The organism is Lysobacter enzymogenes (assembly GCF_900106525.1).
GTDB classification, from domain to species: domain Bacteria; phylum Pseudomonadota; class Gammaproteobacteria; order Xanthomonadales; family Xanthomonadaceae; genus Lysobacter; species Lysobacter enzymogenes.
In genome coordinates, this window is sequence record NZ_FNOG01000007.1 from 315735 (window position 1) to 327787 (window position 12053).

Annotated in this window: 10 protein-coding genes; 3 read left to right on the forward strand and 7 right to left on the reverse strand. The window is 71.2% G+C overall.

The window, feature by feature from the left end; genetic code table 11:
- Positions 1 to 223: 223 nt before the first annotated feature.
- Positions 224 to 586, reverse strand: coding sequence for a hypothetical protein (locus BLU84_RS18680; protein WP_139175113.1), 363 nt, complete (start codon positions 584 to 586; stop codon positions 224 to 226).
- 716 nt (positions 587 to 1302) lie between these two features.
- On the opposite strand from BLU84_RS18680, the gene BLU84_RS18685 reads away from it, so the two are divergent.
- Both BLU84_RS18685 and BLU84_RS18690 read left to right on the forward strand, forming a co-directional pair.
- A complete protein-coding gene (locus BLU84_RS18685) occupies positions 1303 to 1782 on the forward strand; it encodes a hypothetical protein (protein WP_074870826.1) in 480 nt (159 codons plus the stop codon).
- 130 nt (positions 1783 to 1912) lie between these two features.
- Positions 1913 to 3100 (forward strand): hypothetical protein, encoded by a 1188-nt coding sequence (locus tag BLU84_RS18690; RefSeq protein ID WP_139175114.1) that lies wholly within the window; start codon positions 1913 to 1915, stop codon positions 3098 to 3100.
- 79 nt (positions 3101 to 3179) lie between these two features.
- Here BLU84_RS18690 and BLU84_RS18695 read toward each other — a convergent pair whose 3' ends face one another.
- From BLU84_RS18695 to BLU84_RS18720, 6 genes are all read right to left on the reverse strand, one after another.
- Complete coding sequence (locus tag BLU84_RS18695; protein WP_074870831.1) at positions 3180 to 4094, reverse strand: lysylphosphatidylglycerol synthase domain-containing protein; 915 nt, start codon at positions 4092 to 4094, stop codon at positions 3180 to 3182.
- Positions 4081 to 5115, reverse strand: a complete 1035-nt coding sequence (locus BLU84_RS18700; protein ID WP_074870832.1) for a glycosyltransferase family 4 protein — start codon at positions 5113 to 5115, stop codon at positions 4081 to 4083. Before BLU84_RS18700 ends, BLU84_RS18695 begins: the two co-directional genes overlap by 14 nt.
- Positions 5112 to 6278, reverse strand: coding sequence for a glycosyltransferase family 2 protein (locus BLU84_RS18705; RefSeq protein ID WP_211664571.1), 1167 nt, complete (start codon positions 6276 to 6278; stop codon positions 5112 to 5114). Before BLU84_RS18705 ends, BLU84_RS18700 begins: the two co-directional genes overlap by 4 nt.
- Before the next feature lie 106 nt (positions 6279 to 6384).
- Positions 6385 to 8427, reverse strand: a complete 2043-nt coding sequence (locus BLU84_RS27275; protein WP_074870833.1) for a hypothetical protein — start codon at positions 8425 to 8427, stop codon at positions 6385 to 6387.
- Between the two features lie 241 nt (positions 8428 to 8668).
- Positions 8669 to 10051, reverse strand: a complete 1383-nt coding sequence (locus BLU84_RS18715) for a sensor histidine kinase (RefSeq protein WP_074870834.1) — start codon at positions 10049 to 10051, stop codon at positions 8669 to 8671.
- Positions 10044 to 10739 (reverse strand): response regulator, encoded by a 696-nt coding sequence (locus tag BLU84_RS18720; RefSeq protein ID WP_074870835.1) that lies wholly within the window; start codon positions 10737 to 10739, stop codon positions 10044 to 10046. Before BLU84_RS18720 ends, BLU84_RS18715 begins: the two co-directional genes overlap by 8 nt.
- Before the next feature lie 176 nt (positions 10740 to 10915).
- Here BLU84_RS18720 and BLU84_RS18725 point away from each other — a divergent pair, with 176 nt between their 5' ends.
- Positions 10916 to 12046, forward strand: coding sequence for an efflux RND transporter periplasmic adaptor subunit (locus BLU84_RS18725; RefSeq protein WP_083382838.1), 1131 nt, complete (start codon positions 10916 to 10918; stop codon positions 12044 to 12046).
- Positions 12047 to 12053: the final 7 nt, after the last annotated feature.

Below are 12053 nucleotides of genomic sequence, written 5' to 3' on the forward strand. Positions count from 1 at the left end.
GGGATGCGCCACACAGGCCATCCATGGCCTGGGTGGCGCACGGCGCGCGTCCTGCGCGCCGCCCTCCGGGTCTCTATTTTCCTGTGGCGAGTTCGGGGCGGCGGGGGGAGCGAGGAGCAAGGGCAACAGCAACAGCGGTGCTAGAACGCTATGCGCCTGCCATGCGAGCTGTCGTTGTTGCGTTGTCGTCGCAGGGCGTGCAGGAAACGAACGCCCGAGCGCCTTACTTCAGAGGCGCCAGATCCAACGAAGCGTAGAGCTCGTTCTGCGCCTTCTTCGCCATCGAACGCGGCACCTTGACCAGGAAACCGGCGCCGGACAGGCCGACGTCACCCTGCACCACCACGCCGTTGACGCGCACGTAGCTCTTGAACGACCAGCGGCCGTCGGGGCGGTCGATCTCCAGGAACATCGGCGCGGTCAGGAAACCGTTGCCCTTCTGGTAGACGCGCAGGTCGCCTTCGCTGCGCTTGAGCGCGTAGCCGTTGCGGCCGGCCCAGGCCTGGGCGAGGGCGTAGACGTCCTGGTCGGATGCGAACTCGACGCGGTCGAACGGGTGTTTTCCGTTCTTGGCGATAAGGGCCATGACGGCGAGAACGCCGAGGCCGCACAGGCCGCCGAAAACGGCCATTACGATGATGGAAACCATGTCTGTCCTTAGAGCTGAGGCGAACGCCGGGCGACGGCGTCCATTGCCGTGATGCGCCGGAAACCGGCGTCGGGGGATCGGCGCGCAAGGGGCGGCCGGGCGCGCGATGCTAACAAGGCGTCGACTGCGTCGCAATCTCCGCGTTCGCGGCGACGCTGTCGCGTGCGGCGGAAACCACGCCGCCGATGCGCGCATGCGATCGCCATTGTTGCGCTCGCGATCGGCTTCGTCGCGCGCAACGAATGCGCGGCGAAAGCGCGCGCGACTCGCATCAATAAGTCTTCAACGCATCCGAACTCGCACCGCGGCCACAAGCCATTGTGGAAAAACCTGAAAAATCCGCCGATTCGGTTTTCTCACCTTCTCTCACCCACGCTTGCATCGGCGTAACGATGCGATCCTCAGTTCAGATGAGTTGCGCTTTGCAGTAAGCGAATTCCCTGTGTTTTCGCGGCCGCTTTGCCGTCCCGTGTCACGTTATCCAGGGTTAGGAAACGATACAAAGCGAGAAAATCGCGCGGCCGAGTTCTGCGATGATGACCTCGGCCTCGCGGCTGCGAAGCACGCAGCGAACATCGTCCAGCAGACCTCGTCGCGCAAACACCGTCCCGGAAAAACGTCCCGGAAACATCGTCCGTTAAGCAGGGGGAATCATGGCCGCGTCTTCGCGCCTTCCCGTGGCGCTGCTCGGCAGCGCCGTCTTGATCCTGGCTGTGCTGATCTGGAAACCGTGGAGTTCGCCGCGTCCTTCCGCGCCGGCGGACGCCGCGGGCGAAGCCGCGCTCGGTGCGGCGCCGCAGGCGCAGGGCGCGGAGGCGGCGCAGGTCGGCCAGGCGCCGCAGCTCACCGCGCAACAACAGCAGGCCGCGGTCGCCGAGACCGTGCGCAGCGCCGCGCCCGGCGCGCAGCCGCCGCAAAGCTATAAGGGCCCCGACGGAAAACAGCACGAGATCGTCTACAACCAGGGCCTGGCGCTGTCGCCGGGCGCGCGCGAGGAACTCAAACGCCAGCGCCTGCAGCAGATGCGCGACCAGCCCGAGGCGATATCCAAGATCTACGGCATCGGCAGGGACGAAATCGCCGCCGTCCTCGCCGGCAAACGACCTTTCCCCGACCGGCTGATCGACCAGTAACGCCGGCCGCCCCCGCAGCACCGCAACGCATCCGCGTTGTCCCGGTTCCGGACCCCAGCGAACGCGGGCCGGAGCGTACGCCCATGGGCGCTCGCCCATGGCCTTGATATGGACGAGAGAGGACTCTGCTATGAAAGCCCGTCGTATGTATTGCCTGTTGGCCGCGGCGTTGCTGAGCGGCAATGCGTTGGCGCAAACCGCCGACGGCTACGGCACCATTCTGCGCCTCCCGCTGGTGGTGAACAGCTCCAGCTATTCCTCGACGATCTTCGTGCGCAACGCCGGCACCGCGACCGCGAGCGTCAAGATGACCTACTACGGCGCGCCCGGCACGCCGTTCGCCGGCGAGCGGCCGTGCACCACGCTCAGCATCGCGCCCAACGCAGTGGTGTCGGGCAACCTCGTCGACTTCTGCGCGGTCCCGGTCAGCGCCACCAGCAACTACGGCCAGATCGCCCTGGTCGAACAGAGCGCGGCGAACATCCCGATCTCCGGTTACAGCCGCATCCAGGCCTTCAGCGGCGCCGGCTTCTCGGTGGAGGCGTTCAAGATCGGCTCGTTCGCCAGCGGCGCCAACGAGTCGGTGGTCACCGGCCTGCGCCGGCAGGCGGCAGCGCCGGGCTACCAGAGCAACTGCTTCGTCGCCTCGATCAACGAGCCGGTGCAGGTGACCTGGCAACTGCGCGACACCTCAGGCTCGCAGCTGGGCAACCAGCAGGTCACCAACCTCAGCGCTAACGAGACCGTGCGCATCCTCGATGTGTTCACCGCGGTCGGCGCGCCGGCCGGGGATTACAGCAATGTGCAGGCGACCTTCCGCGGCACCACGCCGACCGCCAACCCGGCGTTCGCGGCCTACTGCACCACGCAGGAGAACGTGACCCTCGGCGGCGACTTCCGCATCGCCAAGACCGCCGATCCGCAGGACGACCGTTCCAAGAAGATCGGCTCCTCCAGCTCGAGCGCGTTGGGCACCTTGCTCGGCCTGCTCAGCGGCCAGGACCGCTTCGGCCTGTACCTGCAGGCGCCCGACTACGTCAGCTGCCGCATCGACGGCACCGGCGCGCCGCAGTTGGAGATGCGCCTGGAAGACCCGCAGGGCAACGTCATCGCCGGCGGCAACAACATCAACTCGTTCCAGAAGGTCTACCTGGGCGAGCGCAGCACCCACAACAACGGGGTGAACGGCTTGTACGTGCTCAAGGTCGAGTCGCGCAACCTGTTGTCGCTGATGATCAACTACGGCGTGACCTGCGAGACCGGCAACGGCGCCAATCCGCCGCTGTTCATCGGCCACGCGATCGCCGAGGAGTTCTGATCGGCGCTGCGAGTCGTTGATTGCGATCCAACCGAAGCCGCGTCCGCATCAGCGGGCGCGGTTTCTTCGTTTCGCATCGCTATCGCCGCAGCGCGCCCAGGACAAAACTCAGCAGCGCGAACGTAGCCTCGCCGGCGGTGATCGCCAGCCGCCACGCCAGCGCCAGCATCGCCGCGTTGCCGGGGCCGACCAGCGGCGCCAGGCACCAGAACAAGCCGGCTTCGCGCACGCCCAGGCCGGCCGGCACCAGGATCGCCACCACCCCGGCCAGGCCGGCCAGGCACAGCGCCGACGCGGCCTGCGCCAACCCGATGCGCAGGCCGAAGCCGGCGAGCAGCGCGGCGAACGCGGCGACCATCGCCGCGTAGGCGAGCCATTGCAGCAGCCACACCCGCGCCAGCACTGCGCGCGACGGCAGGCCTTGGTTCCAGCCGGCCAGCGATGCGGGCAGGCGCGCGGCCAGCGCGGCCGGCAGGCGGCGCCAGATCGCGGCCACGCTGACTGCGACGGCTAGGGCGAGCAGGGCGAGTTGCAACACCGCTCCGAGTCGCGGCGGCAACGCTGCCGGCGCGGCCGCGGCGGCGATCGCCGCGCAGATGCCGAGCGACAGCAGTTGCTCGCGCACGAACAGGACGAAGGTCAGCGTCGGCCGGCGCTCGTCGGCGTACAGCGCGCTGCGCGCCACGCCTTGCCAGATCTTGCCGGGCAGGTACTTGGCCGGCAGGCTCTGGCCCCAGCGCAGCAGGTCGGGATAGAGCTGTTGCGGCGTCCAGCGGCCGCGCGCGAACAAATGCCAGGCCAGGCCGAAGGCGAGCTGCATCGCCAGGCAGGCGGCCAAGGTCAGGGCGAGATCGCCGGCGTCGAGCCGCTGCCACAGCGGCCACCACTGCGCGCGCCGCGTCCACGCCTGCTGCGCCACCAGCGCCAGCGCGGCCAGGCCGAGCAGCCAGCCGGCGGCGCGGCCGCCGCGGCGCAGCGCCTCAGCCCAGCGCATCGAGCCGCTCGGCGTAGCGTTGCGCCATGCCCGGCCAGGAGCAGCGTTCGGCGGCGTAGGCGTGCGCGCCGCGGCCGCGCTCGCGCAGTGCGGCGCGGTCGCTGAGTTCGGCGCCGATCGCCTCGCTCCAGGCGCGCGCATCGGCTTCGGGCAGCAACCGGCCCAGGGCCGGATCGGCGAGCGCGTCGCGCAGGCCTTCCAGGTCGGCGGCCAGGACGTAGCGCCCGCTCATCGCCGCTTCCAGCGCGACCAGGCCGAAGCCTTCGGGATCGCCGTCGACGCGCCGGTTGGGCATCAGCGCCAGATCGCAGGCGGCGAGCCGGCGCGCCTTTTCGGCGTCGTCGACCTCGCCCCACAGCCGCACCCGTGCCTGCAGGCCGGCATCGACGATCGCGCGTTCGAGCGCGGCGCGTTCGGGGCCGTCGCCGACGATGTCCAACATCACCGCGTCGGACAGCATCGGCATCACCGCTTCGACGAACCACAGCGCGCCCTTGCGCCGCACCAGCCGGCCCAGGATCAGCAGCCGCGGCGCATCCGCCAGCGATGGCTCGCAGCACGCCGCCGCGTCCACGCCGGGATGCGCCAGCACGCAGCGCGCCGGGTCGATGCCGCTGCGCACGAGTTCGTCGCGGACGAAGCGGCTGATGCAGAAGTACGTGTCGAAGCGGCCGTGGAAGCACCAGCGCAGATACGCCTGATAGCCGAAGCGGCGATAGCCGATGTCCAGCCCGTGCACGACCACCGCCACCGGCACCCCGGCCCAGCGCGCCGGCAGCGCCAGCACCGACAGCACCGGGTCGCCGAGCAGCAGCACGCGCACGCGGCCGCGCAGCAGGCCTACGCACAGGCGCAGCAGCGCCCAGGCCAGGAACAGCGGCAGGCCCCATTGGCCGCGGCGCCAGCGCACCAGGGTCAGCGGCCGCAGCGCGCCCAGCGCGCCGGCGATGCGCGCGCTGAGCAGCTGCATGCCGCCGCGCGAGGGCGGGAACTTGCGGGTGATGTACCAGATCGACTTCAAGAGCGTGGGCTTCGCACGGCGCGGGTTCGGGCGGTGTCGGTTTGCACGTGCCGGCTTTGCAGGCAGCGGCTTCGGGAGTACCGGCCCCGACGGTACGGCTTCAGGCCGGCGGCCGCCACTCCGCGCGGCGCCGGCTCTGCTGCTGCTCTTCCAGCAGGCGCCGGTTGACCACCAACTGGTTGGCCAGCAACCCCACCGCCGCGCCGACCGTGCCGACCACGATCAGCAGCGCCGACAGGATCAGCGATTGCACGTGGCCGTCGCCGGCGCCGTGGGCGAAGTGGTAGAGAAAGCGCGCGCCGATCAGTGCGCCGGCGGCCATGCACAGCGCCGACGGCACCAGGAAGAACTCCAGCGGCCGGTAGGTGAGGAAAGAGCGCACGATGGTCAGCACCGAGCGGGTCACGTACTGCGGCACGCTGCGGCACGCTGCGGATCAGGCGCGAGGGCCGGGTCGGCGGATTGACCTCCACCGGCAGCGCCTCCACGCGCAGGCCCGACTGGCCGGCCTGGATCAGCGTTTCCAGGGTGTAGGTGTAGTTCGAATACACGTTCAAGCGCATCGCCGCGTCGCGGCTGTAGGCGCGAAAACCGCTGGTAGCGTCGTCCACGCTGACGTGCGCGGCGGCGCGCACGACCGCGCTGCCGAGCCGCTGCAGGCGTTTTTTCCACCACGGAAAATGGGCGATGCGCTCGATCGGGCGGCAGCCGACCACGATGTCGGCGCGGCCGGCGAGCACCCGCGCGACCAGTTCGGGAATGGCGCTGGCGTCGTACTGGTTGTCGCCGTCGACGTTGACGATGACGTCGGCGCCGCGCCGGCAGGCGGCCTCCAGCCCGGCGCAGAACGCGCGCGCCAGGCCGCGGTTGTGCGGCAGGCGCAGTACCGCATGGGCGCCGTGGGCGAGGGCGACGCGCGCGGTGTCGTCGCTGGAACCGTCGTCGACCACCAGCCATTCCACCTCGTCCACGCCGGGCAGGCGCCGCGGCAGCGCGGCCAGGGTCGCCGGCAGCTGTTCGGCTTCGTCGCGGCACGGCAACTGGATCACCACCTTGACCGGCTTGCGCGCGTAGTGGGCGTCCTGCGCGGTCGCGGCGCCGGCGCGCGGCGGCCCGGCGAGGAACAAGGGGCCTTCGGCCCGGGGCGACCTGCGTGCGTTCATCGGGCGATCTCCTGTCGGTCGCGGCGGGGCAGCGCCGCGGGCTGTCGATCGTTCGTTGCGGTGCGGACGGCGTGGAGCGGGGCGGTCATGGCTGTGTTGCGGCGGGTCAGTGCGCGAGCCGGACTACGCGCCACTCGCCGGCATCGACGTAAGTGCCGTGAGCGAGCGGTTGGTAGGCGGTAGAGCGGCGCAGGCGGTGCAGCGGCAAAATCGTTTGCGCCGCGGTGCCGGGAATCGGATCGCCGTTGGGCAGCACGATCCAGCAATCGCCGCGGGCTGGGCAGAAACGTCCGGTATTGCCCCAGTCCGACGGCGGCGGCACCGCTGGCACGCCGAAGCCGCCGAGCAGCGCCGTGGCCAACGGCGTCGAGGCGACCACGTAAACGGGACGGTCGCGCGGCAGTTGCGCGGCGATGGCGCCGACCTGGGCGACGAGGCCCGCGTCTTCGCGCAGCCGCAGCGTGTCGCGTTGCTGCCACAGCAGGTTCGCGCCCAGCGCCAGCGCCACCACCGCGGCCTGCGCCGGCAGCTTGTCGCGCGACAAGCCGCGGCCCAGCCGCGCGGCGGCGTATGCGGCCAGGGCGATACAGGCTGGAAACACCACCGGCAGCCAGCGCCTTGAGGCCCAGATGTGATCGGGCGATACCATCGGCCGCCACAGGTAGGCCACGGTCGGGATCAGCAAGAACACCCAGATCCACGCCCGCGACGGCGACAGGCGACGAGCGAGCAAGGCCTGCGCGGCGAGCGCCGCGCCCACGCCGGCGGCCAGCACGATCGGCCACGACAGATACGCGGCGACGCTGACCAGGCTGGTTTCGCGGTAATCGCGCTGGCCGTTCAACTGCGGCACCAGCTTGGATTCGATCAATGCATACGGCTGCACCTGCGGGCGGATCCACAAGGCATAGACGAACAGCGCCGCCACCGCGACCGCCGCCGGCCACGCCAGCCGGCTCGCCGCCGCCGCACGCAGGCGCAGCGACGGTGCGGTCGCGGCCGCGTGGGCGAGGAACGCGCACGCCGCGGTCGCTACCGCCGCGGCTACCACGACATCGGTCAGGCCGAGCAGATAAGGCTGCACGCAGGCCAGGTAGTAACCCATCGCCAGTGCGGTCACTGCAAAACAGCCGATCGCGGTTTCGCCGAGCACCGCGGTGGCGCGCGCGTTGCGGCCGAGCGCGGCGGCGGCGAGCGCGGCGCCGGCCGCGCCCAGGGCGAACACGATGGCGTCGATGCGCACGAAACAACCCATGCCGATTAAGCCGCCGGCGATCAGGCCCAGCCGGCGCGAACGCCGCCCGACCGCGACGCTGGCGGCGAACAGGCCGACCGCGAGAAACCACGCGCACAAGGGTTCGCTGAGGGTATTGCGCGACACCCACACCTGCGCCGGCTGCAGCGCGAACACCGCCAGCGCCGGCACCGCCCAGGCCCGCGTGCGCGCCGGCAACAGCCGCCGCAGCAAGGCGTAGAAGGCGATGCAGTTGAGCGCGCCGAGCAAGGCGTTGAAGCGGAAGATGCCCTGCGGCCCGAGCGGCGCGGCGAGCATCGCCATCCACGCCGGGGTGGCGGCGGAAAACTGGAAGGTCCAGCGTTCGCCGGTGGGATAGATGCCGGGCAGTTCCGCCGCCTTGCCTGCCGCGATCGCGCGCAGCGACGGCTCTTCGGCGATGCCCAACGCGCGCAGGTCGATGCGCGAGTCGCCGCCGCGCAGCAGATGCAGCGCGTGCTGCGCATAGGTGCCTTCGTCGCGCTCGCCGAGCAGGCTTTCCTTGGGATACATCGCGTAGAAGAACGTGGCCACGGCAATGATCGCCGCCGTCGCGAACGCGGCGAAGCCTTGCCGGCGCAGCAATGCGCGCAGCGCGGCGAACGCATCGCGCCGCCGCGTCCACACCCGTTCGCGCCAGCACCACAGCGCCAGCAACAGCCACGCGGCCGCGCCGATCCAGACCGGCCGCAATGCGCCGATCCACGCCAGCGCCATCAGCAGCAAGGTCGCGACGGCACTGCCGACGCCGAGCGCGAGCAGCGGATGGAAACGAAGGCGATGCGCGGGTTCGCCGCCGCAAGCCAGCACGAAGGCGCCCAGGGGATAGATCGCAGGCCAGATGCCGAGCGCCGCCAGCGCCTTCAAATAATCCATCGACTACCCCTCGCTAGGGTTTCGAGTCTACTGAGTGCACTTTCTATGTACTGCGCAGTGGATCAGTTTTACACCCGATCCGTGTGCGACTGGCGCGTGATTTTCGGTGATTGTCCTGCGCGGAAAATTTTGTTTCGCGCGTTCGAACGCGTGGCGCAAAAACGCGGACGAACGCACACGGCGGCCACGATCCGCCGCGCGCGTGTTCGATCTTGCGACGCAGTTCGCGTCTTGAGCTGCGTCAGTCGCGCGCGAGCGGCAATTCGACCGAGGCCCGCAGGCCGCTGGCGTGCGCCGAGGATTCCAGGGTCAGCGCGCCGCCGTGCAGCGCCGCGATCTCGCGCGCGATCGCCAGCCCCAGGCCGCTGCCTTCGGAGTCGGCCTTGCTGCCGCGGCGGAAGCGTTCGACCACGCGCTCGCGCTCGGCCTCGGGGATGCCGGGGCCGTCGTCGCTGACCGCCAGCCGCAGCGCGTCGCCGCGTCGCTGCGCTTCGACCTCGATGCGGCCGCCGGGCGGGGTGTAGCGGATCGCGTTGTCGATCAGGTTGGCGAGCAATTCGTGCAGCAGTTGGCGGTCGGCGTGCAGGCGCGGCAGGTCGGCGGCGATGGCGACGCGCAGCTCGATGCGCTTGGCCAGCGCCGCCGGCACCAGCGCGGCGACGCAGTCTTCGACCAGTTCGGCCACGTCCAGGTCGGCCAGGCTCAGCGCTTCGGCGCGGCCGAGCTCGGCCCGGCTCAGGCTCAGCAACTGGGTGGCCAGGCGCGACAGGCGCAGGGTCGCCGCGTCCATCTGCGCCAGCAGCGCGCGCAGCGCTTCGCCGTCGTGGGCGCGCTGGGCCAGCTCGGCCTGGGTGCGCAGCACCGCGATCGGCGTGCGCAGTTGATGGGTGGCGTCGGCGACGAAGTTGCGCTGCATCGACAAGGTGTGGGCCAGCCGCGCCATCAATTCGTTGATGACGTGCACCTGCTGTTGCACCTCCGAGGGCAGGCCGCGCTCGTCGAGCGGGCTGAGATCCTCATGGGTGCGGCGGGCGATGGCGTCGCGCACGCGATTGAGCGGGGCGATGCCGCGGCCGACGCCGTACCAGACCAGGAACACGATGCCGGCCAGGAACAGCAGCTGCGAACCGAGCATGTACACCATCATCTCGCGCGCCAGGTTCTTGCGCTTGTGCAGGGTCTCGGCGACGCGCACATAGATCGCCACGCTGCCGTCGCCGCGCATGCGGTACTGGACCAGGCGCAACGGCGTGCCGTCGACGGTGTCGAGATAGAAGCGCACCCGCGGGCCGTCGTCGCCGCGCCCGGGCGGCGAGGGCAGCGATTGGTTGCCGGCGAGCTGGCGGCCTTGCGGGTCGGTGACGCTGAAATAGATCTGGTCGAACTCGTCGAACTCGAGCATGCGCAGCGCCGGCGCCGGCAGGTTGACCGTGGCCGTGCCGCGTTCGACCCGCACCTGCCCGGCCAGGGTGCGCGCAGTGTCTTCCAGCGCCCAGTCGTAGACCCGGCCGACGAAGTGCTGGGCCACGGCGTAGGTGCCGACGATCCAGGCCAGGGTCAGCGCCGCGGTCGAGGGCAGCAGCCACAGCAGCAGGCGCTGGCGCAGCGACAGGCGCTCAAGCATCGGCGTCGGGCTCGCTGCCGGCGGCGTCGGCCGGTTCGAGCAGATAGCCCAGGCCGTGGATGGTGCGGATGTGCACGCCGTGCGGCTGCAGCTTCTTGCGCAGCCGGTGCACGTAGACCTCGATCGCGTTGGGGCTGACTTCCTCGTCCCAGTCGCTGATGCGCTGGGCCAGGCGGTTCTTGATCGCGACCTGGCCGGCGCGCTGCATCAGCGCCTCCAGCAGAGCCAGCTCGCGCACCGACAGGTTCAGGCGCTGGCCGTGGGCGCGCGCGCTGCGGCCGCCCGGGTCCAGGGTCAGCGGGCCGACCGTCAGCTCGGTCAGGCCGCCGGCGGCGCGCCGCATCATCGCCGCGACCCGCGCTTCCAGCTCGCGCAGCGCGAAGGGTTTGACCAGATAGTCGTCGGCGCCGGCGGTGAGGCCGACCACGCGCTCGTCGATGCTGTCGCGCGCGGTCAGCACCAGCACCGGCGTGCGGTCCTGGCGCTGGCGCGCGCGGCGCAGCACGTCCAGGCCGTCCAGTTCGGGCAGGCCCAGGTCGAGCACGACCAGCTCGTAGTCGCCGGCGGCGAGCGCGGCGTCGGCGGCGGCGCCGTCGGCGACCGCGTCGACGCCGTAGCCGGCCTGGCGCAGCGCTTCGAGCAAGGTCGCGCGCAGCGCGTCGTCGTCTTCGACGAGCAGGATCCTCATCGGCGTATCCGTCAGTGGCGCGGTGGCCGCAGTGTACTGCGGCCGCTGGTGGAAACCGTTGCGAAGTGCGGCCGCAACGGCGCCGGCGCCGGCATCGCGGGCGGCGTAAGGACTTCGTAAGCCGCCCGTTCCTACCCTGCGCATCGCGAACTGCCTGCGTGGGCGTTGGAGTGTCGATGCGTTTGCTGAAGAAGCCGAAAGGGCGCGAAAGCGCGCGATGGAGCCTGTCCGCCGCATGCGCGGCGCTGGCGATGGGCGCGGCCTTGTCCGGCTGCGGCGGCGGCCAGGCGCATGCGGACGGCCGCGACAGCGCGGCGCCGGCGCTTGCGGGCAGCGAGTATCTGAAGGTCGAGACCGTCGGCGCCGGCTCCGCCGCCGCGGGCGCGCCGCTGCCCGGGCGGGTGGCGTTCCGGCCGCAGGCGATGACCGCGGTCGGCAGCCCGGTGACCGCGCGCGTGGTCTCGGTGGATGTGCGGCCGGGCGAGAAAGTGGCCGCCGGCGCGGCGCTGCTGACCTTGCAAAGCGCCGATGCCGGCTCGGCCAAGGCCTCGTTGGCGCAGGCGCGCGCGCAGACCGCGTTGGCCGAAGACGCGCTGCGCCGCCAGGACCAGATGGTGGCCAAGGGCGTGGGCCTGGAGGTGGAGCGCTTTCAAGCCCAGGTCGCAGTGCGCGAAGCCCGCGCCGAACTCGAGCGCGCCGAGCGCGCCGCCGATCTGCTCGGCCGCGGCGCCGGCGACCGCTTCGTGCTGCGCGCTCCCGCCGCCGGCGTGGTGCTGTCGCTGCACGCCAACCTCGGCGCGGTGGTCGCCGCCGACGGCGCGGCGCTGGTGGAAATCGGCGATCCCGCGCGCGTGTGGGTGGTGGCGGATGTTCCGGAAAGCGAAGCCGCAGCGATCCGCGCCGGCAGCGGCGCGCGCATCCACGTTCCCGGCGCCGGCGCCGACTACGCCGCCAAGGTCGACGGCCTGGGCCCCTTGGTCGACGGCGACCTGCGCCGCTTGCCGCTGTACCTGACCTTCGCCGACGCGCCCGCGCCCGCGCTGACGCCCGGCGCGATGGTCGAGGTGCGCCTGGACGCGGTCGCCGACGCCGCGCCCAGCGTTCCGGTCGCCGCGGTGCTGATCAAGGGCGGCAGCCAGCGCCTGGTCTACGTGCAGCGCGGCGACGGCCGCTTCGAAGCGCGCGCGGTGCGCACCGGCGCCTCGCGCGGCGGCCGGGTGACCCTGCTCGACGGCGTGCGCGCCGGCGAGAAGGTGGTGGTGGAAGGCGCCTTGCTGCTCGACAGCCAGGCCGAACAGTTGCTCTGAGGGCGCC

Excerpts from the sequence above, each read along its gene's own strand:
- BLU84_RS18680 (WP_139175113.1), bottom strand. The coding sequence starts at position 586 with ATGGCCCTTATCGCCAAGAACGGAAAACACCCGTTCGACCGCGTCGAG.
- BLU84_RS18685 (WP_074870826.1), top strand. The coding sequence starts at position 1,303 with ATGGCCGCGTCTTCGCGCCTTCCCGTGGCGCTGCTCGGCAGCGCCGTC.
- BLU84_RS18690 (WP_139175114.1), top strand. The coding sequence starts at position 1,913 with ATGAAAGCCCGTCGTATGTATTGCCTGTTGGCCGCGGCGTTGCTGAGC.
- BLU84_RS18695 (WP_074870831.1), bottom strand. The coding sequence starts at position 4,094 with ATGCGCTGGGCTGAGGCGCTGCGCCGCGGCGGCCGCGCCGCCGGCTGG.
- BLU84_RS18705 (WP_211664571.1), bottom strand. The coding sequence starts at position 6,278 with ATGAACGCACGCAGGTCGCCCCGGGCCGAAGGCCCCTTGTTCCTCGCC.
- BLU84_RS27275 (WP_074870833.1), bottom strand. The coding sequence starts at position 8,427 with ATGGATTATTTGAAGGCGCTGGCGGCGCTCGGCATCTGGCCTGCGATC.
- BLU84_RS18715 (WP_074870834.1), bottom strand. The coding sequence starts at position 10,051 with ATGCTTGAGCGCCTGTCGCTGCGCCAGCGCCTGCTGCTGTGGCTGCTG.
- BLU84_RS18720 (WP_074870835.1), bottom strand. The coding sequence starts at position 10,739 with ATGAGGATCCTGCTCGTCGAAGACGACGACGCGCTGCGCGCGACCTTG.
- BLU84_RS18725 (WP_083382838.1), top strand. The coding sequence starts at position 10,916 with ATGCGTTTGCTGAAGAAGCCGAAAGGGCGCGAAAGCGCGCGATGGAGC.